General features: G+C 68.3%; 21 protein-coding genes. 12 read left to right on the top strand and 9 right to left on the bottom strand.

Annotated elements, in window-relative coordinates; translation table 11 throughout:
* The first annotated feature begins 25 nt into the window (after positions 1 to 25).
* The gene (locus tag VFQ64_RS14415; protein WP_325104040.1) at positions 26 to 388 is read left to right on the top strand and encodes a hypothetical protein; all 363 of its coding nucleotides are present in this window, start codon (positions 26 to 28) and stop codon (positions 386 to 388) included.
* 107 nt (positions 389 to 495) lie between these two features.
* Here the strand turns inward: VFQ64_RS14415 and queG are convergent, their stop codons facing one another.
* A complete protein-coding gene (queG, locus tag VFQ64_RS14410; protein WP_325104039.1) occupies positions 496 to 1,635 on the bottom strand; it encodes a tRNA epoxyqueuosine(34) reductase QueG in 1,140 nt (379 codons plus the stop codon).
* Between the two features lie 45 nt (positions 1,636 to 1,680).
* Here queG and VFQ64_RS14405 point away from each other — a divergent pair, with 45 nt between their 5' ends.
* The 4 genes from VFQ64_RS14405 to msrB all read left to right on the top strand — a co-directional run bounded on the left by VFQ64_RS14405 (position 1,681) and on the right by msrB (position 5,780).
* Entirely contained in the window at positions 1,681 to 2,604 is a 924-nt protein-coding gene (locus VFQ64_RS14405; RefSeq protein WP_325104038.1) for an ABC transporter ATP-binding protein, read from the top strand.
* Positions 2,601 to 3,848: an ABC transporter permease gene (locus tag VFQ64_RS14400; protein WP_325104037.1), complete on the top strand. Its 1,248-nt coding sequence runs from the start codon at positions 2,601 to 2,603 to the stop codon at positions 3,846 to 3,848. The genes VFQ64_RS14405 and VFQ64_RS14400 overlap by 4 nt, the downstream gene beginning before the upstream one ends.
* 29 nt (positions 3,849 to 3,877) lie before the next feature.
* Positions 3,878 to 5,119, top strand: coding sequence for a cytochrome P450 (locus tag VFQ64_RS14395; protein WP_325104053.1), 1,242 nt, complete (start codon positions 3,878 to 3,880; stop codon positions 5,117 to 5,119).
* A gap of 157 nt (positions 5,120 to 5,276) precedes the next feature.
* On the top strand, positions 5,277 to 5,780 hold the full coding sequence (gene msrB, locus VFQ64_RS14390; protein WP_325104036.1) for a peptide-methionine (R)-S-oxide reductase MsrB: 504 nt from the start codon (positions 5,277 to 5,279) through the stop codon (positions 5,778 to 5,780).
* Between the two features lie 124 nt (positions 5,781 to 5,904).
* Here msrB and VFQ64_RS14385 read toward each other — a convergent pair whose 3' ends face one another.
* The 3 genes from VFQ64_RS14385 to VFQ64_RS14375 form a co-directional block, all read right to left on the bottom strand.
* A complete protein-coding gene (locus VFQ64_RS14385) occupies positions 5,905 to 6,351 on the bottom strand; it encodes a CHAP domain-containing protein (RefSeq protein ID WP_325104035.1) in 447 nt (148 codons plus the stop codon).
* Positions 6,352 to 6,579: 228 nt separating this feature from the next.
* A complete protein-coding gene (locus VFQ64_RS14380) occupies positions 6,580 to 8,028 on the bottom strand; it encodes an MFS transporter (RefSeq protein WP_325104034.1) in 1,449 nt (482 codons plus the stop codon).
* On the bottom strand, positions 8,025 to 8,858 hold the full coding sequence (locus VFQ64_RS14375; protein WP_325104033.1) for an SDR family NAD(P)-dependent oxidoreductase: 834 nt from the start codon (positions 8,856 to 8,858) through the stop codon (positions 8,025 to 8,027). The genes VFQ64_RS14380 and VFQ64_RS14375 overlap by 4 nt, the downstream gene beginning before the upstream one ends.
* Positions 8,859 to 8,991: 133 nt before the next feature.
* Between VFQ64_RS14375 and VFQ64_RS14370 the strand changes: the two genes are divergently transcribed.
* From VFQ64_RS14370 to VFQ64_RS14360, 3 genes are read left to right on the top strand one after another with little or no spacing between them, the layout of a single operon-like run.
* The gene (locus VFQ64_RS14370) at positions 8,992 to 10,137 is read left to right on the top strand and encodes an acyl-CoA dehydrogenase family protein (RefSeq protein WP_325104032.1); all 1,146 of its coding nucleotides are present in this window, start codon (positions 8,992 to 8,994) and stop codon (positions 10,135 to 10,137) included.
* Between the two features lie 44 nt (positions 10,138 to 10,181).
* The gene (locus tag VFQ64_RS14365; RefSeq protein WP_325104031.1) at positions 10,182 to 10,970 is read left to right on the top strand and encodes an SDR family oxidoreductase; all 789 of its coding nucleotides are present in this window, start codon (positions 10,182 to 10,184) and stop codon (positions 10,968 to 10,970) included.
* A 47-nt stretch (positions 10,971 to 11,017) separates the two neighbouring features.
* Positions 11,018 to 12,283 (top strand): sulfotransferase, encoded by a 1,266-nt coding sequence (locus tag VFQ64_RS14360; protein ID WP_325104030.1) that lies wholly within the window; start codon positions 11,018 to 11,020, stop codon positions 12,281 to 12,283.
* Between the two features lie 4 nt (positions 12,284 to 12,287).
* Here the strand turns inward: VFQ64_RS14360 and VFQ64_RS14355 are convergent, their stop codons facing one another.
* Both VFQ64_RS14355 and VFQ64_RS14350 read right to left on the bottom strand, forming a co-directional pair.
* Positions 12,288 to 13,316: a retroviral-like aspartic protease family protein gene (locus VFQ64_RS14355; protein ID WP_325104029.1), complete on the bottom strand. Its 1,029-nt coding sequence runs from the start codon at positions 13,314 to 13,316 to the stop codon at positions 12,288 to 12,290.
* Positions 13,313 to 15,574, bottom strand: coding sequence for an NADP-dependent malic enzyme (locus VFQ64_RS14350; RefSeq protein WP_325104028.1), 2,262 nt, complete (start codon positions 15,572 to 15,574; stop codon positions 13,313 to 13,315). The genes VFQ64_RS14355 and VFQ64_RS14350 overlap by 4 nt, the downstream gene beginning before the upstream one ends.
* A gap of 90 nt (positions 15,575 to 15,664) precedes the next feature.
* On the opposite strand from VFQ64_RS14350, the gene VFQ64_RS14345 reads away from it, so the two are divergent.
* Positions 15,665 to 16,411 carry an SDR family oxidoreductase gene (locus VFQ64_RS14345; protein WP_325104027.1) on the top strand — a complete coding sequence of 249 codons (747 nt, stop codon included), beginning with the start codon at positions 15,665 to 15,667 and terminating at the stop codon, positions 16,409 to 16,411.
* 64 nt (positions 16,412 to 16,475) lie between these two features.
* The gene (gene mutS, locus VFQ64_RS14340) at positions 16,476 to 19,052 is read left to right on the top strand and encodes a DNA mismatch repair protein MutS (protein WP_325104052.1); all 2,577 of its coding nucleotides are present in this window, start codon (positions 16,476 to 16,478) and stop codon (positions 19,050 to 19,052) included.
* Here the strand turns inward: mutS and VFQ64_RS14335 are convergent.
* A complete protein-coding gene (locus VFQ64_RS14335) occupies positions 19,049 to 19,252 on the bottom strand; it encodes a hypothetical protein (RefSeq protein ID WP_325104026.1) in 204 nt (67 codons plus the stop codon). The two genes, mutS and VFQ64_RS14335, sit on opposite strands and share 4 nt — an antisense overlap.
* 101 nt (positions 19,253 to 19,353) lie before the next feature.
* On the opposite strand from VFQ64_RS14335, the gene VFQ64_RS14330 reads away from it, so the two are divergent.
* Positions 19,354 to 22,101 carry a [protein-PII] uridylyltransferase gene (locus VFQ64_RS14330; RefSeq protein ID WP_325104025.1) on the top strand — a complete coding sequence of 916 codons (2,748 nt, stop codon included), beginning with the start codon at positions 19,354 to 19,356 and terminating at the stop codon, positions 22,099 to 22,101.
* A gap of 11 nt (positions 22,102 to 22,112) precedes the next feature.
* Positions 22,113 to 22,493 (top strand): VOC family protein, encoded by a 381-nt coding sequence (locus tag VFQ64_RS14325; RefSeq protein WP_325104024.1) that lies wholly within the window; start codon positions 22,113 to 22,115, stop codon positions 22,491 to 22,493.
* 54 nt (positions 22,494 to 22,547) lie between these two features.
* Here VFQ64_RS14325 and VFQ64_RS14320 read toward each other — a convergent pair whose 3' ends face one another.
* Both VFQ64_RS14320 and infC read right to left on the bottom strand, forming a co-directional pair.
* On the bottom strand, positions 22,548 to 25,397 hold the full coding sequence (locus VFQ64_RS14320) for a TonB-dependent receptor (protein ID WP_325104023.1): 2,850 nt from the start codon (positions 25,395 to 25,397) through the stop codon (positions 22,548 to 22,550).
* 209 nt (positions 25,398 to 25,606) lie between these two features.
* Entirely contained in the window at positions 25,607 to 26,152 is a 546-nt protein-coding gene (gene infC, locus VFQ64_RS14315) for a translation initiation factor IF-3 (protein WP_325104051.1), read from the bottom strand.
* Between the last annotated feature and the right edge of the window lie 75 nt (positions 26,153 to 26,227).

The following is a 26,227-nucleotide window of genomic DNA, read 5'->3' as shown; positions in this document are numbered from 1 at the left end:
GGCGTGGCGCGATAGTCGCGAGGCCATGAGCAAGCCGCTAGGAACGATCGCAATGGCCCTGGGCGTGGCGGCGTGCACCGGCGGCGCGCGACCGGCGGCGGTCGGCGCCCCGCCGACGCGCTATGCGGCAGTCGGCCTGGAACGGGTGATCGGCCAGGACGCCGGTGGCCTGCTCCGGCTGTTCGGCCAACCCGACGCCGACGTCCGCGAGGGCTCGGGCCGCAAGCTCCAGTTCGCCAGCGGCATCTGCGTGCTCGATGCGTACCTTTACCCCAAGGGCAGCGAAGCGGCGCGCGTCACCTGGCTCGACACCCGCCAGCCCGACGGTCGCCCCATCGACCGCGCCAGCTGCGTCGCCGCGCTGACCCGGCGCGAAGGCGGCAAGTAACTCCCCTCTCGCGTGCGGGAGGGGGCCAACTGATCTCCCCTCTCGCTTGCGGGACGGGTTGGGGGAGGGCTTGTCACTAGTGTCACCGCTCACGGAGCGCCCTTCCCTTAGCCCCTCCCGCAGCCGGGAGGAGTAGCCCACTCCGCGCGAACCTGCTCATCGGCTTCAACGCTTAGACGCGCGGACCGGTCCCGCTCCCAAAGCGGCGGATCGAGCCGGCCCAACGCCCACGCCGCCGCGCCCCGCACGACCGCCGCCGGATCGTCGAGCAACGCGCGCACCGGCTCGGCCAGCGCCGGATCACCGCTGTTCGCTGCGGCGACCAGCACGTTGCGCACGAACCGATCGCGCCCGATCCGCTTGATCGGTGAGCCCGCGAAGACCTGACGGAACCCGGCATCATCCAACGCCAACAGATCGGCGAGCATCGGCGCCGCCAGCTCGGCGCGGGGGTGGAACGCCAGTTGCGCCCGTGCAGCGGCGGCGAACTTGTTCCACGGACACACCGCCAGACAGTCGTCGCAGCCATAGATGCGGTTGCCGATCGCGCGCCGGAACGGGACCGGGATCGGCCCGGCATGTTCGATCGTGAGGTACGAGATGCAGCGCCGCGCATCGAGCCGGTAAGGTGCCGGGAAGGCTTCGGTCGGGCACGCGCGCTGGCAGGCGTCGCACGATCCGCAGCTATCCCGCCCGGGCAGATCCGGCTGCAAGTCCAGCGTCGTGTAGATCGCGCCGAGGAACAGCCAGCTGCCATGCTCTCGGCTGACCAGATTGCTATGCTTGCCCTGCCAGCCCAGCCCCGCCGCCTCGGCCAGCGGCTTCTCCATCACCGGCGCGGTGTCGACAAAGACCTTGAGCTCGCACCCGGCATCCTGCGCCAGCCAGCGCCCGAGCGCCTTGAGCTGCCTCTTGATCAGGTCATGATAGTCGGACCCCTGCGCATAGACCGAGATGCGCCCCACCCCGCCCTCGTCGGCCAGCCGCAGCGGATCGTCGGCGGGCGCATAGCTCATCCCCAGCGAGATCACCGACCGGACCTCCGGCCACAATGCCGCCGGCGAGACGCGGTGATGCGCGCGTTCCTCCATCCAAATCATGTCGCCGTGCCGGCCCTCCGCCAGCCACTGGCGCAGCCGCTCGCCGGCCAGCGGCGCCGCGTCGGCATGCGCGATCCCGCACGCCGCGAAGCCCAGCTCGGCGGCTTTAGCCTTGATCCGCTGTCCCAAAGGCTTGTCTTGCGCCACCCCCGCCCGCTACCACGCAGGCGACAAGCGAGGGTAGCGGTTAGCGTGGCAGATGATTGGGCGATCACCGCCACCGGACTGATCAAGCGCTTCGGCGATCGCCGCGTCGTCGACGGCGTCGACTTGATGGTGCCGCGCAACCGCATCTATGGCGTGCTCGGCCCCAACGGCGCGGGCAAGACGACGACGCTGCGCATGCTGCTCGGCATCATCGAGCCCGACGGCGGCACCCGTACGCTGCTCGGCCACGCCCATCCCCGCGAAGCCAGCGACCGCGTCGGCTATCTGCCCGAGGAGCGCGGGCTCTATCCGGCGATGAAGGCCAAGGATGCGATCGCCTTCATGGGCGCGCTGCGTGGCCTGCCCTGGCGCACTGGCCGCGCCCGCGCCGTCGAGCTGCTCGAGACCGCCGGGCTCGGCCACGCCACCGACACCAAGATCAGGAAGCTCAGCAAGGGCATGGCACAGCTCGTCCAGCTGCTGGGCTCGGTCGTCCACAAACCCGACCTGCTGGTGCTCGACGAGCCGTTTTCCGGCCTCGACCCCGTCAATCAGGAAGGGCTGGAGCGGCTGATCCTCGCCGAGCGCGACCGCGGCGCCACCGTGCTCTTCTCCACCCACGTCATGGCGCATGCGGAGCGGCTGTGCGACCGGCTGGCGATCATCGCCGGCGGCAAGCGCCGCTTTGAAGGGACGGTCAACGACGCCCGCGCGATGCTGCCGGAGAAGGTCCGCTACACGCCGCGTTCGGACGCAGACGCGGCGCGCGCGCTGCTGCCGTCCGACGCGGTGCGCGACGGCGACAGCTGGCGCTTTCAGCTTCCCGCCGCCGGCATCGAGACGCTGCTTGGTCAGCTGATCGCCGCCGGCCACGGCATCGCCGGGCTCCAGATCGAACGCCCGGGACTTCACGACGCCTTTGTCCGCATCGTCGGCCAAGAAAACCTTAGGGAGGAGGCGAACAAGTGACCAACCTCCGCCGCCTCGCCCGCCAGACGCTGACCATCGCCCGCCGCGATTTCATCGCCACCGTCTTCACGCCGGTCTTCCTGCTGTTCCTGTTCGCCCCCGTCATCATGGGCGCGTTCGGCGCGATCGGCGGGATGGGCGCGCAGTCGGTCGCGTCCGGATCGGCCGACAAGGCGCGCATCGTCGCCATCGTGCCCGACGCCGTCGCGCGCTCGCTATCACAGGTCGATGCGGGCTTGCGCAGCGGCTTTCGCGTCCGCGACGAGGCGCCGGCGACGCTCACCACCCTGCGCCCGAGCGGCGACCCGGCCGCGCAGGCACGCGCTGCCTTCGCCACGAAAGAGTATGACGCCTCCGCCGTCCTGTTCGGCCCGCTCGACCGCCCACACATCCTCTACGGCCCACGCGGCGACCGCAGCGCCCGCTACCTGCAGCTGCTCGCGCAATCGACGCTCGCCGCGCAGGCGACCGGGGGCACCCTACCTCGGGTCGAGGCAGTCAAGATCCCGATGCAGCGCCCCCGCGCCTCCGCGGGCGGGCGCAACCAGTCCGCCTTTCTCGCCGTGTTCGGAATCTTCTTCCTCACCCTGTTCCTCGCCGGCCAGGTGGTCGGGACGATGGCGGAGGAGCGCAACAACAAGGTGATCGAGGTGCTCGCCGCCGCCGTGCCGCTGGAGGCGGTGTTCCTGGGCAAGCTGCTCGGCATGTTCGGCGTCGCGGTGCTGTTCGTCGCCTTTTGGGCCACGGTGGTGGGGCAGGTCGGCGCGCTGATGCCGCCGGCGTTCGCGGCCGGGCTGGGCGAGCTGGCGCCGGCGATCGGGGGGCCGACCTTCGCGCTGTTGTTCTGCCTGTATTTTTCGATGGCCTATCTGCTGCTCGGCTCCGTCTTCCTCGGCGTCGGCGCGCAGGCCTCGACGATGCGCGAGATCCAGATGCTGTCGCTGCCCATCACCATCCTGCAGGTGGGCATGTTCGCACTCTCCACCGCCGCGGCGTCGCGGCCGGGCAGCAATCTGGCGCTGTTCGCCGAAGCCTTTCCCCTCTCATCGCCGTTCGCGATGGCCGGTCGCGCGGCCAATCGGCCGGAGCTGTGGCCGCACCTGCTTGCGCTCGGCTGGCAGCTGTTGTGGGTGGCGATCTTCATCATCGTCGGCGCGCGCCTGTTCCGGCGCGGCGTGTTGCAGTCGGGCAGCGCCAGGCCGTTCTGGAAGCGCCGTCGAGCTATTGACACTGGTGTAAGTTAAGGCAAAATCCGGTGCAAAAGGAGAGCATGATGGCCACCCTGGCGCCCGACACCAGCCAATCCCGCCCGGTCGACCCGCTCGACGTCAGCCGCGCCGAGCTCTACCGCGACGACACCTGGCCCGCCCCGTTCAAGCGCCTGCGCGCCGAGGCGCCGGTCTATCGCTGCGAGCATTCCAGCTACGGGCCGTACTGGTCGGTCTCCACCTACAAGCCGATCGTCGAGGTGGAGTCGCTGCCCGACCTCTACTCGTCCGAGGCCGGCGGCATCACCATCGCCGACTTCCTCCCCGACTCCGATGTCCGCATGCCGATGTTCATCGCGCGCGACCGCCCCGTCCATACCGGCCAGCGCCGGACGGTTGCGCCCGCCTTCACGCCCAGCGAGATGGCGCGCATGTCGGCAGACATCCGGCGGCGCACCGGCGACATCCTCGACACGCTCGACTGGAACAAGCCGTTCGACTGGGTCGACACCGTGTCGATCGAACTGACCACGCAGATGCTGGCAATCCTGTTCGACTTCCCGTGGGAGGACCGGCGCAAGCTGACCTTCTGGTCCGACTGGGCGGGCGATATCGAGATCGTCAAGGACGAGGAGCTGCGCAAGCAGCGGCTCCAGCACATGTACGAATGCGGGGCCTATTTCCAGAACCTGTGGAACAGCAAGGTCGGCAAGCCGCAGACCCCCGATCTCATCTCGATGATGATCCATTCGGACGCGATGGCGGAGATGGACCATTTCGAGTTCATCGGGAACCTGATCCTGCTGATCGTCGGCGGCAACGACACCACGCGCAACTCGATGTCCGCCGCCGCCTATGGCCTCGACCTGTTTCCGGAGGAGCGCGCCAAGCTGGAGGCCGACCCGTCGCTGATCCAGAACGCCACGCAGGAGATCATCCGCTGGCAGACGCCGCTCGCGCACATGCGCCGCACCGCGACGCAGGACACCGAGCTGATGGGCCAGCAGATCAAGGCCGGCGACAAGCTCGCGCTCTGGTATCTGTCGGCCAACCGCGACGAGACCGTGTTCGGCGAGGATGCCGACATCCTGCGCGTCGATCGTCCCAATGCGCGGCGGCACCTCGCCTTCGGCCACGGCATCCACCGTTGCGTCGGCGCCCGGCTGGCGGAGCTGCAGATCAGCGTCCTCCTGGACGAGATGGCCAAGCGCCGCATGCGCGTCAACGTGATCGGCGAGCCCGAGCGCGTCGCCGCCTGCTTCGTCCACGGCTATCGCAAGCTGCCGGTGGAGATTTCCAAATACTGACACTCGTCACCCTGAACTTGTTTCAGGGTCCATGCGCGACGGCCGACGTCGGCCGGTCGGTCGCCGATGCGCGTCGATGCTTGAAACAAGTTCAGCATGACGGCTCAGGTGGAGCACCGGTACTGAAAAACGGCTCAAGCGGGCCTATATCCAAACCATGACCCACTTGAAGCCCACCCGCCGCCACCTCCTCGGCTACTCCAGCCTCGGCTTCGCCGGCATCGCGCTTGGCGGCTGCGGCGGCGCTTCGGCAAAGTCGAACGAGAAGTTCGCCTTCCAACTCACCGACGCGGAGTGGCGCAAGCGACTGTCCCCGGCCGCGTATCGCACGCTCCGCCACGAAGACACGGAGCGACCCGGCAGCAGCCCGCTCAACGCCGAGAAGCGCGCCGGCGTGTTCGCCTGCGCCGGCTGCAAGCTGCCGCTCTTCACCTCGCGCACGAAGTTCGAGAGCGGCACCGGCTGGCCCAGCTTCTGGGCGCCGCTGCCCAACGCAGTCGGCACGCGCGTCGACGGATCGTTGATGACCGAGCGGGTCGAGGTCCATTGCCGCCGCTGCGGCGGCCATCTCGGCCACGTCTTCGACGATGGCCCTAAGCCGACCGGCAAACGCTACTGCATGAACGGCGTCGCGATGACCTTCATGCCGGGCAGGGCGTAGCAACCTCCGTCATGCTGAACTTGTTTCAGCATCCATGCGCGACGGCTTGCCAAACAACCCCGCGGTTGATGGCGCGCATGGACCCTGAAACAAGTTCAGGGTGACAACGTATTCGGCTGCGACGTCAGCCCTTGCGCGTCTTGCCCGCGACCGCGGCGACCTGCACCTCGGCACTCGCGCGGTCGCCATAGATGAACCCCCGCGTCGGATGCGCGGTGATGCCCATCGAACCCTGATACCAGACCTTGACCCGGCTCCAGTCGCCCGCATCCGACACATCGATCGCGCGGACGTCGTTCTCGACGCGACCGCGCCGCGACCAGTTGGCGTGGGTCAGCAGCACCTCGCGCTCGCTCACCACGCGGCTGACCATCGCGACGTGCCCGACCCGCATCCGCCGCGTCGAGTCAAAGGCGAGCACCGCGCCAGGCTTGGGCCTCTTGCCGCGCTCGTACCGGCCGGCGGCCTGCCCCCACCAGGTATTCGCGTTGCCGCGGATCTCGATCCCCGACACCGTGCGGGCAAAGGGGGCGCACTGCCAGAACTGCGCCGCGGCGGGAGCGGCGGTCATCAGGCCGCACGAAACCACCAGCGCGAAACGCGCTGCAAAAGAACCAATTCGCACTTGAACCCCCCGGCTCAAAAGATTGCTGTTGGAGGTTCGCTACGCACCGGCCCGCCAGCTGCCAACCCGCCCAAGTCTCTGATCCGACGAGTCGTTTCGCCGCGCCGATGAAGCACCGACTCGCTTCGAGCGCCTCCGACGAGGCGACCGGCACCGGCGACGAGTTGATCCAGGTCAGTCGGCGGGCAGCGGCCGCGCGCCGCCCGCGAGTCGCGCCAGCCGCGCCTCATGCTCCGACCGGCCGAACGGGAAACGGCGGAACACATAGGCGCTGAGGCACGCGACCAGCAGGTAGGTGCCGGCATGGATCAACGCCAACCGGTCGAGCACCTCCACCGGCACCGTTCCCGGCACGGCTTTCGCCGGGAAACCCGCGGCGGCCAGCATCAGCCCGGCCAGAAAGATGCCCACGCCGCTGGTGCACTTCTGGACGAAAAAGCTGCCGGCGAAGAACAGCCCCTCGTCGCGCCGTCCGGTCCGCTCCTCCGAATCCTCAACCACATCGGCCATCATCGACGCTCCCAGGATGAAGCCCGTGATGTTGCAGGCGGTGCCGATCATGCCGATCACCAGCACCAGCGGGATCGTCACCGGGTTACCCGGCAACAGCGGCACACCCGCCAAGCGAAGCCAATAGGGCAAGGTCACGAACACCGCACCGGCGAGCACCACGCGCGAGGCGATCGCGGGCTTGCTCCACCTCTTGCCCAACCGCGGCGCCACGGCGAAGGCGGCGATCGCCGCGGTCATCAGCGTCACGCCCTGGATGATGAAGGTCGCGGGCACGAAGCCCCACAGATGCGTACTGGTGTAGATGCTGAGCGCATAGATCACGCCCTGGTTGATGTACGCACACAGCGCCGCCAGCATCAGGATGCGGAAGGCGCGGTTCCGGAACGCCTCGCGCAGCTCGGCGAAACCTTCACGCAATGTCTGCGCGGTGCGCGCGCCGGCCTGGGGCAGCAGCGGGATCTGACGGTGGGTGCCGAGCGCCGAGACCAGGATGGCGACACCCATCAGCAGCGCGGCGACGACGCCATAGCCGAAATAAGCATCGCGGTTGAGCTGCCCGTTGGGAAACGCGGACGTCGGCTGCAGGAAGTACAGCCACGCCGACAGCCCGATCGACAGCCCGCCGACCCAGCCCCACAGATAGCGCCACGCGAGGATGCGCGTACGCTCGTCATAGTCGCCCGACAGCTCGGCGGTCAGCGCCACCGAAGGGATTTCGTAACAGGACACCGCGGTGCGAACGAGCACGGCGAAGACGAACAGCCAGGCCAGCATCGCCGTCGGCGAGGCGGCGGGCGGCATCCACAACAGCACATAGCCGACCATGATCGGCAGGATAGAGGCATACATCCACGGGTGCCGACGCCCCCAGCGGCTGCGCGTGCGATCCGACAGGAAGCCGACCGCCGGATCGACGAACGCATCGATCAGCAGGGCCGCACCGATCACCAGCCCGACCGTCGCCGCCGGCAGCCCCACCGCCTGATTGTAGAACAGCAGCAAAAAGGTGCCGAACCCTGCGTCCTTCACCCCATAGGCGACCGCGCCGAAGCCATAGGCGGTGACGACCCGCTGCGGCAGCTTGCGCGCGGGCGGCACCGGCGCCGTCATCGAAACGCGTCCAGCGCCGACATCATGCTCGGCGCGTCCGGATCCCAGCTCGGCCGTGTGCCGACGAACATGCCGCCGTCGACCAGCAGGTGCGTTCCGGTGACGAAGCTCGCCTCGTCGCTGAGCAGGAAGGCGACTGCCGCGGCGATGTCCTCCGGACGGCCGGCGCGTGCGACTGGCTGCGCCTTGGCGGCACCGCCGGCGATCGCCAGCTTGACCGGTTCAACATGCTCTGCGGGCACACCCACCGAGCTCGTGAAGATGTTGGTCACGATGAAGCCCGGCAGCACCGCGTTGACGCGGATGTTCTGCGCCGCCAGCTCCGCCGCCGCGACGCGCGACAGGTGCATCACCCCGGCCTTGGCGGTCGAATAGGCGATCGGTGCATAGCCCGAGGCGAGCGCCGAGATCGACGAGATGTTGACGATCGCGCCGCCGCCCCGCTCCGCCATAAGCGGCGCCGCATAGCGGATGCCCATCGCCACCGATCGCAGCAGCAGCGCGTGGGTCCGGTCCCAATCCTCGGCGGCCACTTCGCCGATCTTCTCGCGCGCGCCGCCCGCACCGGCATTGTTGACAAGCAGGTCGAGCCCGCCAGCTTCATGCGCGGCCCTCATCAACGCCTCGATCTGCGCGACGTCGGTCACGTCGGTCGGGCGAAACGCGATGCGCCCGCCAGCCTCCACGACCAGCGCCTCGCCACCCGCCCGGTCGATATCGCCGACGAACACCTCGGCCCCCTCGTCCGCCAGCCGCAGCGCAGTCGCGCGCCCGATCCCCGACGCGGCTCCGGTCACGACCGCGCGCTTGCCTTCGAACCGGCCGGACATCGGCATCTCTCCTGTGATTTTCGGAACCATAGTATGGCGCAGGCTTGGGTCAACGCCGCCATCCTTGGAAGATGCGGTCTGCTCGCTTGCCGATCGGCCGGGCGCTGATTAGGACGCGGGGCGAGGAGAACTCATGGCGCTGGACCCAGAAACCTTCGACCAGCTGATCGACACCGTCCGGCGTTTCGTTGCCGAGCGGTTGCGTCCGCTGGAGGCCGAAGTCGAAGCCAATGACGCCATCCCCGATACGGTCGTGGCCGAGATGAAGGCGATGGGCCTGTTCGGCCTCTCCATCGCCGAGGAACATGGCGGGCTCGGCCTCGACATGGTCGAGGAATGCCGCGTCGCGATCGAGATGGGCCGGACCACGCCTGCCTTCCGTTCCAACTTCGGCACCAATGTCGGCATCGGCAGCCAGGGCCTGGTGATGGCCGGCACCCCCGAGCAAAAGGCGCAATGGCTACCCCGCATCGCGTCGGGTGAGGTGGTGACCAGCTTTGCACTGACCGAGCCGGATGTCGGCAGTGATTCGGGCTCGGTGAAGACGCGCGCGGTCCATGACGGCGACGTTTATCGGCTGTCCGGCACCAAGCGGTACATCACCAATGCCGACAAGGCCGACCTGTTCACCGTCATGGCGCGCACCGGCGAGGAGCCGGGCGGGCGCGGCGTCTCCGCCTTCCTGGTGCCGCGCGACCTGCCCGGCATCAGCATCGGCGAGCCCGAAAAGAAGATGGGTCAAAAAGGGGCGAAGGTCGCTGACGTCATCTTCGACGACGTGCCCGTGCCCGCCGCGAACCTGCTCGGCCAACCCGGCGAAGGGTTCAAGATCGCGATGCGCGTCCTCGACCGCGGGCGGCTCCACATTTCCGCCGTCTGCGTCGGCGTCGCGGAGCGCCTGATCGCCGACTGCGTCGCCTACGCCACCGAGCGCAAGCAGTTCGGCAAGGCCATCGCCGAGCACCAGCTGATCCAAGGCATGCTCGCCGACTCCAAGACCGAAGCCCTGGTCGCCCGCGCGATGGTGTTGGAGACCGCGGCCAAGAAGGACCGGGGCGAAGACGTCGTTCTCGAGTCCGCCGCCGCCAAATACTTCGCCAGCGAGATGGTCGGCCGCGTCGCCGACCGCGCCGTGCAGATCTATGGCGGTGCAGGCTACATTGCCGACTACGGCATCGAGCGGCTGTACCGCGACGTCCGGCTGTTCCGCATCTATGAAGGCACCAGCCAGATCCAGCAGATCATCATCGCCCGCGAGACGCTCAAGCGCGGCGGCTAGAACTCTCCTCCCGCTTGCGGGAGGAGAATACGAAGGAGAAGATCATGGACACCACCAACCTGTTCCGCCTCGACGGCCGCACCGCGCTCATCACCGGCGGCTCGCGCGGCATCGGCAAGATGATCGCCGCCGGCTTCATCGCCCAAGGCGCCAAGGTCTACATCTCGTCGCGCAAGGCGGACGCCTGCTTCGCGACCGCCGAAGAGCTCGGGCTACAGTGCGTGGCGCTGCCGCAGGACGTCTCCACCGTCGCCGGTGGCAAGGCGCTCGCCGCCCAGTTCGCCGAGCACGAGACCAAGCTCGACATCCTCGTCAACAATGCCGGCGCGGCATGGGGCGAGCCGTTCGAGGACTTCCCGGAGAAGGGGTGGGACAAGGTCATGGACCTGAACGTCAAGTCGCCCTTCTTCCTGACCCAGGCGCTGCACGGACCGCTCAAAGCGGCGGCGTCGCGCGAGCGCCCGGCGAAGGTCATCAACATCACCTCGATCGACGGCCTGCGCCTCAACCCTTGGGAAACGTACAGCTACCATGCGTCCAAGTCGGCGCTGATCTACCTCACCAAGCGGATGGCGGCGCGGCTGATCCAGGACGCGATCAACGTCACGTCGATCGCGCCCGGCGCCTTCGCCAGCGAGATGAACAAGGCGGCGCGCGATCACGGCGACGCGATCGCCAGGAGCATCCCGGCGAAGCGGATCGGGGTCGACGAGGACATGGCCGGCGCCGCCATCTTCCTCGCCAGCCGCGCGGGCGATTACGTCGTCGGCGACACGATCGTGGTCGACGGCGGCCTGGTCAACGCCGCGCTCGGCACCAGCATCGACGCGTAAGTGCCTCCCGTCCCGGCACAATGCCGAGCCCGTCGCGTTGAAGCCGGGTGATCGAAGACGTCTATCCCAGCGCCGCCGCCGAGTCCTTCCAATCTGCTCGATCGAGCGATCCGCGCCGGCGACGACTGCGGGTCGCCGATGCGGCGTTGGAGTGGCTCTGGTCCAAAGGGCTGGCCACCCGCCCGCCGCTCGATCCGGCGGCGCTGCTCGCGGCGACGGCCGCGAGCGACCTTCCCGACCCGTCGGGGTGGCGGCACCGCCTGTTCCTGCTATGCGAGGCGCTGGAGCAGACCGCTCGTTTGACCCCGCTCGGCCGAACGATGGCCTATGGCCAGCTCGCCGCTGCGCTCCGCGACCGGGTCCGGCTCGAACGGCTATGGGCGCGCCACCCCGCGATCCTCGATCAGCCGCTCGCCCCGCCGATCATCATCGTCGGGCAGATGCGTTCGGGCAGCACCCGGCTGCAGCGGCTGCTCGCGCGCGACCCGCGTCTTGCCGCCACGCGCTTTTTCGAGAGCTGGAATCCGGTCCCACGCACCCTCGACAGGGGCTGGTTCGACGACCGCGTGTGGCGGGCGCGGCTCGGACTCGCGCTGACCCGCACGCTCAACCCCGACTTCGCGGCGATCCATCCGACCCGCTGGAACGCGGCCGACGAGCAGATCGGCTGGCATGCCATCTCGATCTTCGGGGCAGCATTCGAGACGCAATGGCGCGTTCCCGCCTTCACCGCCGAAGTGGAAAGCACCGATCCGACGCCGGTCTATCGCGAGTTCCGCCGACTTTTGCAGACCGTCACCTGGTTGCGCGGCGACGACGGCGCCCGCGCCCACGTCCTCAAGATTCCGCAATTCGCCCAGGATCTCGACGCGATACTCCGGGTTTTCCCGGACGCGACGATACTCCGCCTCGACCGGAATCCCGTGCCGGTGGTCGCCTCCTCGGCTTCGCTAGCCCGCAATCAGATGGAGCTGCAGTCCACGGCCGTCTGCCCGCACTGGCTCGGTCGCGAGACGCTGCGCAAGGTCGCCCTCCGTCACGAACGCACGGAGGCGACGCTCCGTCGCGCCGCCGTGCCGCACCTACGGATCGACTATGACGCCATGACTGCGAATTGGGAGAGCGAAATAGGGCGGGTCTATGACCACCTGCGCCTGCCGCTCACCGCCGCCGTGCACATGGCGATGCAGGAAGAGCTGGACCGCTCACGCCGCCACCAGCTCCATCGTCACCGCTACGCCCTCGCCGACTACGGTCTCACCGCCGGCCAGGTACAGGCCGCGATGGCGATGCGGGAGCAATGCGCCGCCTGATCGTTCACTGGCACGCGGCGCTGTTTCCGGTTGCGGCCGACACTCGCGATGTCGATCCGGAAAAGGACGTACTCAACAGCACACCTTGGGACCTGCAGCGCTTGAGCTGAAACCGCACCTTACGGGCGCGAAAGTCCAGCGACACGCGACGAAACGTCTCCATCAAATCGGTACCGAGCAGCAGCGCTGGCTGCTCCGACAATCCGAACAGTCTGAAGGGCGGCACGTCAGCAAAGGCGACCGGCACGTCGCGCAGCAGCACGGGCCCGAGCCGCAGTTCGCCCACCCGCGCGAGTTCCACGTTCATCGTCGCTCCCGTGACGCCCGTGACCTGGATCGTGGTGACCTTATCCGTGCGCCGGAGCAGCTGCTTGCGCAGGGCCAGATTGCCGATCGTGATCTCCGATCCGGTGTCGATCACCGCGTCCACCGGCTTCCCGTTGGCGCGCGCCTGCGTCAGGATCAGCTGTCCCTTGCGACGACGCGCGACGACGACGATCTCGCCGTCCAGCCGCTGTGCCGGCCGGTGCGCGTCCTCCACCTTGATCACCCGTTTGTCGAAATCGAGGAGCAGCCGTTGCTCGACCAGCGCGTCGATCCCGATCATCCCCGCGCCGCCGAGGTCGCCCTCGTCGAGCACCGGCAGCTCCAGATCGTGGATGGCGCTTTGCCCGAAGCTCAGCCGCTCCACCCGCACCTGCTGCACACGCTTGCTGGCGGTGATCGAGTGCAGCATCACCGGCCGGCCCGGCGGCAGCGCCAAGGCGCCCGCGACCTTGGCCCCGATCACAGAGGTATCGGCGCCGCTGTCGACCACGAAACGGTACGGCCCCTGGCCGTTGACCTGCACCTCGACCGTCATGCGCGAGCGCGTCTTGCGCCCGTCGATCGCTTCGCCGCCGATCGCCAGGCTGTCGTCGATGACGGCCGGCGGCAGCGGCGGGAGCTTCGTCTGCGGCGCGGGCGGCTTGCGCTGGGCGGACGCGATGCATGCCATGCAGCCGATCAGCAACGCCGCCCAGACGCGGCTCACCGGGCAATGCCGCCCGCGGCCAGCACCGCCAGCGTCACCAGCTCACTCGCGGTCGCGGTCATCGGCGCGATCTGCACCGGCTTTTCCATCCCGATCAGCATCGGCCCGATCATGTCGTCGCCGCCTAGTTCGCGCAGCAGCTTGGCCGAGATGTTGGCCGATTGCAGCCCGGGCATGACCAGTATGTTGGCGGGTCCGCTCAGCCGCGCGAAGGGATAACGCGCAAGCTGCTTGGGGTTGAGGGCTACGTCGGGCGCCATCTCCCCTTCATACTCGAACCCGACCTGCCGGCCGTCGAGCACGCCGACCGCCGCCCGTACCCCTTCCAGCCAACGCCCCTCGGGATTGCCGAAAGTCGAATAGCTGAGGAACGCGACGCGCGGCTCATGCCCCATGCGCCGGGCGACCGCAGCGGTCTGTTCGGCGATGTCGGCGAGCTGTTCGCCGGTCGGGCGTTCATTGACGGTGGTGTCAGCGATGAAGACGGTGTGGCTTTGGCCGACCAGGATGTGGATGCCGAACGGGGTGCGTCCCGGCTCGGCGTCGATCACCCGCCGGATCTCGCGCATCGACTGCGCCCAGGTGCGCGTCGTGCCGGTGATCATCGCATCCGCTTCGCCCAACTGCAGCATCGCCGCGCCAAAGACGTTGCGCTCCTGATTGATCATCCGCTCGACATCGCGGCGCAGGAAGCCCCGCCGCTGCAGGCGCTGATACAGGAAGTCCTGCATCCTTGCGACCAGCGGCGAGGTGCGGCTGTTATGCACCTCATATTCCTGCGGATCCTTCACCCCCAGCGCCGCCAGCCGCTCGTAGACGTCGTCGCGCCCGATCAGCACCGGCGTGCCGTAACCCCCCTCGCGGAACGCGATCGCGGCGCGCAGCACCACCTCCTCCTCGCCTTCCGCGAAGATCACCCGCTTGGGGTGCGCCCGCGCGCCGTCATAGGCGAGGCTCAGCACCGAGGTCGTCGGGTTGAGCCTGGCGCGCAGCGACTGGCGATAGGCGGCGAGGTCGAGAATCGGCTTGGTCGCCACGCCTGAATCCATCGCCGCCTTGGCGACGGCGGCGGGCACCACTTCCATCAGCCGCGGATCGAACGGCGCCGGGATGATATACTCCGGACCGAAGGAATGCATGACGCCATAGGCGATCGCCACCTCCTCCGGCACCCGTTCGCGCGCCAGTTCGGCGATCGCGTTCGCGGCGGCGATCTTCATCGCGTCGTTGATCCCCGTCGCGCGCACGTCGAGCGCGCCGCGGAAGATGAAGGGAAACCCGAGCACGTTGTTGACCTGGTTGGGGTAGTCCGACCGCCCCGTCGCGATGATTGCGTCCGGCCGCGCCGTCTTGGCGAGCTCGGGCCTGATCTCCGGTTCCGGATTGGCCATCGCGAAGATGATCGGTGCCGGTGCCATGTCCTTGACCATTTCCGGCCCGAGCGCGCCCGCCGCCGACAGCCCCAGGAACACGTCCGCCCCGACCAGCGCCTGCGTCAGGTCGCGCGCGTCGGTGATCGCGGCATGCGCGGACTTCCACTGGTCCATGCCCTCCTCGCGGCCTTGATAGATCACGCCCTGGCGATCGCACATGATGACGTTGTCGCCGCGTACCCCCATCGCCTTGATGAGCTCGGTACACGCGATCGCCGCCGCACCTGCGCCGTTCACCACCACCTTGACGTCGGCAAGGCTGCGACCGGTCAGCAGGCACGCGTTGATCAGCCCGGCGGCGGTGATGATCGCGGTGCCGTGCTGGTCGTCGTGGAAGACGGGGATGTTCATCCGCTCGCGCAGCGTCTGCTCGATGATGAAGCATTCGGGCGCCTTGATGTCCTCCAGGTTGATGCCGCCGAAGGTCGGCTCCATCAGCTCGACCGCGTCGATGAACCGGTCCACGTCCTCGGTCTTCAGCTCGATATCGATCGCATCGACGTCGGCGAAGCGCTTGAAGAGGACTGCTTTTCCTTCCATCACGGGCTTGGACGCCAAGGCCCCGAGATTGCCGAGCCCCAGGATCGCGGTGCCGTTGGAGATCACCGCGACCAGATTGCCCTTGGCGGTATAGTCATAGGCGGTCGCAGGATCGTCGTGGATCGCCTTGACGGGCACCGCGACCCCCGGCGAATAGGCGAGCGCCAGGTCGCGCTGTGTCGCCATCGGCTTGGACGCGACGATCTCGATCTTGCCCGGTCGTCCCTCCGAATGGAACAGCAGCGCCTCACGCTCCGAGAATTGCAGGGACTGGTCGTCGGACATGATCGGCTCCTGGTCGCGCCGGGCTTTCCATTTCCACGCGTCATCACCAATTGCCCGGCTATCGCCGCCCAACGCAACAAGGAACACGTCATGCAGCCGACCGGACACACCATCCTCGTCACCGGCGGCGGCTCCGGCATCGGCCGCGGGCTCGCCGAACAATTCCACGCGCGCGGCAATCGCGTGGTCATTGCGGGACGCCGGCAGGAGACACTGGACGCGGTCGCCGCCGCGGCTCCAGGCATCGACACGCTGGTGCTCGACGTCGCCGATCGTGCTTCGATCGCGGCCGCCGCCGTGTCGCTGGCACGGACCCATCCCGATCTCGACGTGCTGGTCAACAATGCCGGCATCATGCGCGAAGAGGACATGACAGCCGATCCTTATGATCTCACCGACGCGGAGGCGATCGTCGCGACCAACCTGCTGGGCACGATCCGCCTCACCGCCGCGCTGCTGCCCCAGCTCAAGCGGCAGCCGAGCGCGACGATCGTCACCGTATCGTCAGGGCTTGCCTTCGTGCCGATGGCGGCGACGCCGACCTATTGCGCGACCAAGGCGGCGATCCACAGCTGGTCCCAGTCGCTGCGCGAGCAGTTCCGGGGCACGCCGATCGAGGTGATCGAGGTCGCGCCCCCCGCCGTCGCGACCGACCTGATGCAAGGCCACGCCGCCAGCCCGCGCTCGATGCCGCTCCAGGAATACATCGCCGAGACGATGGCGCAGTTCGACGCCCAGGCGCCGGAAAACCTGGTCGAGCGGGTGAAGATGCTGCGCTTCGCCGAACGCGAGGGCCGCTACGCCGAGGTGTTCGGGATGGTGAACGCGCCACGCTGAGCGGTTCCGTTGGCGGCGTTCCCGCCGTATCGGGGTGGTGATGGCGACCCAGGCTCCCACCCCGATGATGGCGCAGTATCTCGCGCTCAAGGCCGAAGCGGTCGACTCCCTGCTGTTCTACCGCATGGGCGACTTCTTCGAACTATTCTTCGACGACGCGAAGATTGCCGCACAAGTGCTTGATATCGCGCTCACCGCGCGCGGTGAGCATGACGGTACCAGGATTCCGATGTGCGGTGTTCCCGTTCATGCGGCCGAAGCCTACCTCGCGCGCCTCATCAAGGCCGGCCACCGCGTCGCCATCGCCGAACAGATCGAGAGCCCCGCCGCCGCCAAGGCGCGCGGCGGCGCCAAGGCGCTGGTCGGACGCGGCATCGTCCGCTTCGTCACCGCGGGCACGCTGACGGAGGAGGCGCTGCTCGACTCGCGCGCCGACAATTGGTGCGTCTCGATCGGCGAGGTTGCAGGCGGCATGGCGCTGGCTGCCGCCGACGTGTCCACCGGCCGGTTCGAGGTGATCGACACCACCACCTCCGGCCTGGCGGCAGAACTGGCCCGGCTGCAGGCCGCGGAGGTGGTCGCGTCCGACGCCGGGGATGCGGCAGGCGCGACCGTCACCCGTCCGCGTACCGACTTCGACAGTGCCGCCGGCGAGGAACGGCTGCGGCGCCTCTATGGCGTCGCCACCCTCGACGGTTTCGGCCAGTGGAGCCGCGCCGGTCTCGCCGCCGCGGGCGGGCTCGTCGCCTATCTCGAACATACCGGCAAGGGCGCCCTGCCCTTCCTCCGTCCCCCCGTGCTGCGCCGTGCCGCCGAGACGATGGCGATCGACGCCGCGACGCGCGAAAGCCTGGAGCTGACCTGCACCGCCACGGGCCAGCGCAAGGGTTCGCTGCTCGACGCGATCGACCGTACCGTCACCGGCGCCGGTGCCCGGCTGCTCGCGGCGGACCTGGGCGCCCCATTGATGGACCGCGCGGTCATAGAGGCGCGTCTCGATCTCGTGCAGCTGCTGCATGACGACGGTGTATTGCGGGAACGTCTGCGTATCGCCTTGGGCGCCGCCCCCGACATCGGCCGCGCGCTAGGACGCCTTGCCGCCGGACGAGGCTCGCCGCGCGACCTCGGCCAGCTCCGCGACGGCCTCGACGCCGCCTGGTCGCTGGGCGAACAGCTCGACCGTATCGCCCACCCGCCCGCGCTGCTGGCGCGGCTCGGCCCGGCCTTGCGCGGTCATGGCGCGCTGATCGACCTGCTCCGCCGCGCGCTGGTTCCCTCGCCGCCGATCGAGGCGGGCGACGGCGGTTACATCGCCGCCGGCTACGACGCCGCCCTCGACGCGCTGCGCGACACCGGCGCCGGCGGCCGGCGCGCCATCGCCGCGCTCGAGGCGGAGCTGAAGGCACAGACCGCTGTGGCCACGCTGAAGATCCGCCATAACAACGTGCTCGGCTATCATGTCGAGGTGCCCGCGCGCGCCGCCGACCCGCTGATGCGCGCCGACTCCGGCTTCACCCACCGCCAGACGCTGGCGGGCGTCGTCCGCTTCAACACCCCCGCACTGCATGAGGTGGCCGCCCAGGTCTCGCAAGCAGGTACGCACGCGCTGGCCGCCGAGGCCGCGCATCTGGAGGAGCTCACCGCCGCCGCGCTCGCCACGCGCGAAGCGATCGCCGCCACCGCCGACGCGCTCGCCCGCCTCGACGTCGCCGCCGCGCTCGCCGAGCGCGCGGCCGAGGGCAACTGGACCCGGCCCAGGCTCGTCGATCACGCCTGTTTCGAGATCGAGGGCGGTCGCCACCCCGTGGTCGAAGCCGCGCTGGCGAAGTCCGGCGCGCGCTTCGTCGCCAACGATTGCCGCCTGTCCGAAGCGTCGCGCCTGTGGCTCGTCACCGGCCCGAACATGGGCGGCAAGTCCACCTTCCTCCGCCAGAACGCGCTGATCGCCGTCCTCGCCCAGGCCGGCAGCTACGTGCCCGCGACCAGCGCCACGCTCGGCCTGGTCGACCGCCTGTTCAGCCGCGTCGGTGCGTCCGACAACCTCGCGCGCGGCCGCTCCACCTTCATGGTCGAGATGGTCGAGACCGCCGCAATCCTGGCGCAGGCGACGCCGCGCTCCTTCGTCATCCTCGACGAGGTCGGGCGCGGCACCTCCACCTATGACGGGCTGGCCATCGCCTGGGCGGTGGTGGAGGCGATTCACGAGGACAATCGCTGCCGCTGCCTGTTCGCGACCCATTATCACGAGCTCACCCGGCTCGCCGAACGCTGCGAGGCGCTGTCGCTCCATCACGTCCGCGCGCGTGAATGGAAGGGCGAGCTGGTCCTCCTCCACGAGCTCGCCGAGGGTCCGGCCGACCGCAGCTACGGCCTTGCCGTCGCGCGCCTCGCGGGGATGCCCCCGGCGACGGTCGCGCGCGCCAAGGCGGTGCTCGCCAAGCTGGAGGCGGGCCGGCAACGGACCGGTGGCTTGGCGGCGGGTTTGGACGACCTACCGCTGTTCGCCGCGATCCAGGCTGGCGAGGAGGCGAAACGCGATCCGGTACGCGCCGAGGTCGAGGCCCTGGATGTCGATGCGCTGACCCCGCGCGAGGCGCTGGACATGCTGTACCGACTGAAGGCGCTGGCGCGCGAACCCTAGTCGCGCTGCAAGGGCGGCAGGGGTCCGAAGTGCAGCCGGGTCTTCTCCGGCTGCTCGACCGTCGCGATCAGGCGGGCGAGTTCCGCCTCTTCCGGCGTACCGCCCGGGCCGGTCAGGTAGCTACGGCGCAGTGCCACGCCCGTCAGGAACACGTCGGGGGGCTGGATGTCATGGGGAAGCGGGCCGCGCGACTTGGTCATCGTCAATTCCAGTCAGGAGCGCGTCTAATCCGCCGCTCAGGTGAGAGTCCCGCGATGCGACCGTTTTGCGCCAAACGTGCGTGGACGCTAGGGTCGCGCCGATGAGCGGCCGTTTCGATCACCTTCCCCACCGCCGCGCGATCGTCGACCGACGCGCGCTGACGGAGGCGCTGCTGGCGCTGCCCGAACAGGACACGCCGGCATTGCGCCGCGCGGCGGTGGCGGAACTCGGGGCGGCGCTCGACGTCGGGCGGGCGGAGATCGCGCGTCGCCTGGCGCTCGCGCCCTCGCGCGGGCTGGAGGCGGCGAACGCCGGCGCTTACCTGGTCGATGCGGTCCTGCGGGCGCTGTTCACCTTCACCACCGAACGCCTCCACCGGCTCTCCAATCCGACGCAGGGCGAGCGCCTGCTGCTGCTGGCGGTAGGCGGCTATGGTCGGGGCGAGATGGCGCCGCATTCGGACGTCGACATCGGCTTCATCACCCCCGGCAAGCAGACCGGCTGGGGCGAGCAGATCATCGAATCGATGCTCTACGCGCTATGGGATTTGCGGCTGAAGATCGGCCAGTCGACACGCTCGCTCGATGAGATGATCCGCCAGGCCAAGGCCGACGTTACCGTCCGCACCGCGCTGCTTGAGGCGCGCTACGTCGCCGGCGACCAGTCGCTCCACGCCGAGGCGCAGCGCCGCTTCAAGGCGGAGGTCCAGCGCGGCTCGGAACGCCAGTTCATCGCCGACAAGCTCGCCGAGCGCGACGCCCGCCACCGCAAGATGGGCGATACCCGCTATGTCGTGGAGCCCAACGTCAAGGAGGGCAAGGGTGGCCTGCGCGATCTCCACGCGTTGTTCTGGATCGGCAAGTACGTCCATGACGTCGTCCGCGCCGGCGAGCTGGTCGGCAAGGGGCTGTTCTCGCCCGACGAATACCGCCGCTTCCACCGCGCCGACAATTTCCTGTGGGCGGTGCGCTGCCACCTCCACCTGATCGCCGGCCGGGCGGAGGACCGCCTCACCTTCGATGTTCAGCGCGAGGTCGCGACGCGGATGCGGTTCCGCGATGGGCCGGGCAAGTCGGCAGTCGAACGCTTCATGCAGTTCTACTTTCTGCAGGCCAAGCAGGTCGGCGATCTGACCGGCGTTTTCCTGGCGCACCTCGACGAAAGCTTCGCCGCGCGCGGGCGGCGTTTCGGGCTGCCCACCATCCGCCGTTCGCCGAGCCGGCTGCACGGCTTTGTCCTCGACCGCGGCCGCCTGGCGCTACCGCGTGACGGCTTCTTCGCCGAAGACCCGGTGCGACTGCTCGACCTCTTCGCGCTCGCCGATCAGCACACGCTAGAGATCCACCCGTTGACGATGCGCGCGGCCGCCCGCGACGCGAAGCTGATCGTCGACTATCGCGGCGACGAACGCGCCAATGCGCTGTTCCTCGACGTGCTCACCTCCCCCCGCGACCCGGAGCTGGTGCTGCGGTGGATGAACGAGGCAGGCGTGTTCGGACGCTTCGTGCCCGATTTCGGCCGCATCGTCGCGCAGATGCAGTTCGACATGTACCACCACTACACCGTCGACGAGCACACCATCCGCGCGATCGGCCTGTTGTCTCGGATCGAGCGTAGCCTGCTCGACGAGGACCATCCGCTCGCCGGCGCGATCATGGCGCAGGTGGTGTCGCGGCGCGTGCTCTACGTCGCGGTTCTCCTCCACGATATCGCCAAGGGGCGCGGCGGCGACCATTCGATCCTGGGTGCCCAGGTGGCGGAGCGGCTGTGCCCGCGTTTCGGCCTGTCGCCGGCGGAGACGGAGACGGTCGCGTGGCTGGTTCGTCACCACCTGCTGATGTCGGCCACCGCTTTCAAGCGCGACCTCAGCGACTTCAAGACCATCCTCGACTTCACCGAAGCGGTGCAAAGCCCCGAGCGGCTGCGGTTGCTGATGCTTCTGACCACCGTCGACATCCGCGCGGTCGGCCCCGGCACCTGGAACGGCTGGAAGCGGCAGCTCCTCTCCGACCTGTACGAGGCCGCCGAAGAGGTGCTGCGGCTCGGCCACAAGCAGCGCGGGCGCGCCGAACGGATCGCGGCCAAGCACGCGCAGCTGCAGGCGGCGCTCGGCTGGGACGATGCCCGCTTCGGAACCTTCGTCCGCCGCTTCCCCGAGGCCTATTGGGTCGCCGAACCCGACGACGTGCTCGCCCACAACGCGCGGTTCATCGCGTCGCAGCCCGAAGCACCGCTCGCCATCGACGCGCAGGTCTATGCACAGCGCGGGGCGACGCTGGTCACGGTCTGCGCCGCCGATCACCCCGGCCTGTTCTACCGCATCGCTGGCGCGATCCACGTCGCCGGCGGCAACATCATCGACGCCCGCATCCACACCACGCGCGACGGCATGGCGGTGGACAATTTCCTGGTTCAGGACCCCTGGGGCCGGCCGTTCGACGATCCGGCGCAGCTCGCGCGGCTGAAGACGATGATCGGCGACGCGCTCGCCAATCGCGGCAAGCTCGCCGACCGGCTGGTCGCGAAGCCGGCGGCCCGTCCCCGCGCCGACGCCTTCGCGATCCAGGCCAATGTGCTGATCGACAACAAGGCGTCGAACCGTTTCACGGTGGTCGAGGTGAACGCGCGCGATCGCCCGGCGCTGCTCAATCAGCTGGCGCTGGCGCTGTTCCAGTCCAAGGTGACGATCCACTCCGCCCATGTCGCGACCTATGGCGAGCGCGCGGTGGATACCTTCTACCTGACCGACCTGACCGGCGATAAGCTCGACGGCACGGCCCGGTTGCGGACCCTCGAACGCCGGCTCGCCGCCGCCGCCGCGGGCGAGGCATGGGAGCAGGCGGCCTAGGAGCGTACCTCATGCCCGTACTCGGCATCGGCGGCCTGTTCTTCCGCGCGCGTGATCCGGACGCGCTCAACGCCTGGTATCGCCAGCACCTCAACATCGGCGCAGGCTGCGCGTCCGATCCGACCGAGACCAGCAGCGAATGGTATTGGCAGGCACAGGGCGGGCTGACGGTGTTCGCGCCGTTCAAGGCCGACACCGACTATTTCGCCGCCGACAAGCAGTGGATGCTCAACCTGCGGGTCAGCGACATCGACGCGCTGATCGCCGGCCTCACCGCCGCCGGTATCGAGGTCGTCACCAAGCCTGACTGGGACGACCCCCAGACCGGCCGCTTCGCCCGCATCCACGATCCCGAAGGCAACGCCATCGAGCTGTGGCAACCGCCGGCATAGAAAAGGGCCGGCTCACCTGCTGGCGAGCCGGCCCTCCTAATCGGTCAAACGAGCTTAGAACCGCCCGCGCAGCGTGATGCCATAGGTCCGCGGCTCCGCCAGGAACTGCGAGAAGATCTGGCGGCCGCCCGGATATTGCGGATCGGCGAACGCGGTCGTGGTCGAGACGCCACCCTCCTGGAACGGCGAGTTGAACGCCACCTGCGCATAGTTCTGGTTGAGGATGTTCTGCCCCCAGAACTCGATCGCCCAACGCTCGTCCGGTCCGCGCAGGCCGATGCGGGCGTTGACCAGCGCGAACCCGTCCTGCTCCTTCTGCGGGAACAGGTCGGAGCCCGTGTTGTAGTCGCCCGACAGACGCGTATCGACATAGAACAGCGCCGACAGGCCCGTGCTGCCGATGTCCGGAGTCCACGCCGCGGAGCCCGTCACCACCACCTGCGGCGCGTTCGACAGATTGTCGCCCGGCAGCTTGCGCAGCGCTTGGTTGAGCGGCGCGCCGTTGCTGGTGCCGACCAGGTTCTCGCGGTACTTGGTGTCGGCATAGGTCAGGCCTGCGGAAACCCGGAAGTTCCGCGCGGGCACCATCGACGCCTCCAGCTCGACGCCCTGCGACACCACGCCATAGCCGATGTTGTCCGCCGCGCACGCGCCGGTCGCCGTCGCAGCCGCGTTGAAGTTCGGCGCGCCGGTGAACTTGCTCTGATCGCGATCCGCGCCACCGAGGCTTTCGGTGCAGCCATTGACGTTCTGGACGATGAACACGGTGCCGTCGAAGGTGTTCAGCTGGAAGTTCTTGAACTCCTGGCGGAAGCCCGCAACCGACAGGCTGAACGGACCGGTCGAGTATTTCGCGCCGACTTCGTACGCGCTCACCTTTTCGGGATCGAACTGGAGGTTGCTGACCAGCGCCTGCGCGCCCGCCTGGCTGTTGCCGCCGCCAAAGCTCGCGAAGCTCTGGATCGGGCCCTTCAACGCCGAGCGGTCGAAGTTGAACCCGCCCGCCTTATAGCCGCGCGAGTAACTGCCATAGACCAGCAGGTCGTCGATCGGCTTCCACGACAGGATCGCGGTGCCGGTGAACTCGTCTTCCTTGCGGCTGTCGGAGATGCTGACCCCGTTCAGCTCGGACGTCGAATTACCCTGGCAGGTCAGGCTGATGATGCCGCCGGCAGTCGCCGCCAGCGGGGTGGCGAGAAACGGCGCCAGCGCCGCCTGCTGTGCGACGCAGGCGGTGTTGTCGTTGCCGAACGTCGCCGAGAAGCGCTTGCGCTCGTTGGTGTAACGCAAGCCGAGCGTGAGATCGACGCCCTCGGTCAGATGGACAATATTGTGCGTGAAGGCCGCGAAACTGCGGCTGTCCTGATTGTAACGGTCGATGGTGCTGCCACGATCGCTGATCGAGGCGAGCCGGTCGAAGGCACCGAGCAGAACGCCGCCGCTGGCGGCGGAGCCGGTGACCGCGCCGCTCGCGACCGCGCCACGGCCGGTCGCCGACAAACAGCCGGGTGTCGTCGGCGAGTAGAAGGCGCCGAGCGCCCCGCCGGTAACCGCACGGCATGCCGCGAACTGGCCATACTGCCGGCCGAACCGCAGGTTGCTCTTACCCCGGAACTTCTCGTCGGCGTAGAATCCGCCGATCAGCCAGTCGAGTGTGCCACCGAAGGCCTCGCCGTTGAGGCGCACTTCCTGAGTGAAGGTCTTGAACGCACGCCGGTTGTTACCGTCGGCGGCGTTGTACAGGATGTCGACCGAGCTGTAGTCGGTGTCGGAACCCTGCTCGTTATAATAGTCGCGATAGGCGGTGATCGAGGTCAGGTTGACGTTGCCGAAATCCCAGTCGAGCTGCCCCGACACGCCCCAATCGCGCGTCGTGCCGTCATAGCTGCGGCCCGGCGTCACCGACAGGTTGCGCGAATAACCCTGGTTGAAGGCGGCGGTGTTCTGCCCCAGGTCGCGCAGCACGTTGATGATGTTGTTGGTGTTGCCGGTGAGGAGGATTCCGCCGGTCGCCGATTGCGGTGTCGCGTTGTTGAGGTCGCCGACTGCCGGGTTCACCGTGCGATCGATATAGATCGCGCCGCAGCACGCTTCCTTACGCTTGCTGTAGTCGCCGATCAGGCGGAAACGGATGTCGCTGGTGGGCTCGAACATCAGCTGGCCACGCACGAAATACCGGTCACGGTCGTTAACGCGGGTGTTGTTCGCGGGGTCGCGGTAGAAGCCGTCGCGCTGGACATAGACACCGTCGACGCGCGCCGCGATCGACTCGCCGAGCGGCGCGTTGATCCCGCCTGCCAGCCGCAGGAAATCGTAATTGCCGTAGGTCGCTTCGCCGCCCGCGCTGAAGCGGTCGAAGGACGGCGACTTGCTGATGATGCTGATCAGGCCCGCCGACGAGTTGCGGCCGCCCAGCGTGCCCTGCGGTCCGCGCAGCACCTCGATCCGGTCGATCTCGCCCAGCTCGTTGAGGCCGATGCCCGAACGCGACCGATAGACGCCGTCGATGAACACCACGACCGAGCTCTCCAGCCCGGGATTGTCGCCGACCGTGCCGATGCCGCGGATGCGCGGCGAGCCGTTGGCTTCCGAGCCGGTCGAGGAGACGAGCAGCGACGGCGCCAGCTGGTTGAGCTGACGGATGTCGTTGGCGCCGGAGTTCTGCAGCGTCTCGGCCGTTACGGCGGAAATCGCGACCGGCACGTCGGCCAGCGCCTGCGCGCGGCCCTGCGCGGTCACGACGATGTCCTGGGTCGCATCGTCGGCCGCCTGCTCGGTCGACGCGGCGGTGGTGTCCGGCGTGGGCTGGGTCTGCTGCGGGGTCTCGGCCGTGTTGTTCTGCGCCAGCGCAGGGGTGGCGACCGCAATGGCAGCGACGGAAAACAGGAACGCGGAAGCGCGCATGTGCATCTCTCTCCAGGTGGATTCTTCGGTTACGAAGTTGGCGCCCCCTAGTCCGGAATGGGACTAAACGCTACGATCCAGGGCAGATTCTCAGGTTTTGAATCGAGACTGTCGCTCAAAGGCCACACTGGCGTCGGCGTGCGGTGGCCATGCGAAAGCGCGCCCCGAAGCTAGCCTCGACGCGTGCATCCGATCGGGCCGGTAGACCGCTATTTAGGCGACAGCACCATCAACATCTGGCGGCCTTCCATGCGCGGATAGGCCTCCACCTTGGCGATCTCCGCCGTCGCTTCCGCGACGCGCTGGAGCACCGCCATGCCGAGGTTGCCGTGGCTGAGCTCACGACCGCGGAAGCGCATGGTGACCTTCACCTTGTCGCCCTCCTCGATGAACTCGTGCACCTTCTTCATCTTGGTGTCATAATCGTGGTCGTCGATGTTCGGACGCATCTTGATCTCCTTGATCTCCTGCGTCTTCTGCTTCTTGCGCTGCTCGTTCGCCTTCTTCTGGGCCTCGTACTTGAAGCGGCCGATGTCGAGGAACTTGGCGACGGGCGGGTCGGCGTTGGGGCTGATCTCGACCAGGTCGAGGCCCACGCTCACCGCCTGCTCATAGGCTTCGCGCGTATACATCACGCCCAAATTCTCGCCATTCTCATCGATCACCCGCACTTTCTGCGACTGGATGAATTCATTGTAGCGCGGGCCGGTGAACTGTGGCGGCGTTTGCGCGCGGCGCGGATAAGGCGGTGGTATAGCTAGGTCTCCAGGGTCGTTAGGCGGTTAGTCTGCGCAATTAGGCACTCCATCGGCCGATGGAAAGTGCACGCG

The organism is Sphingomonas sp., from assembly GCF_035714405.1.
Taxonomy (GTDB): Bacteria; Pseudomonadota; Alphaproteobacteria; order Sphingomonadales; family Sphingomonadaceae; genus Sphingomonas.
The sequence above is the reverse complement of the archived record's forward strand: the minus strand, read 5'-3'. Positions and strand labels throughout refer to the sequence as shown.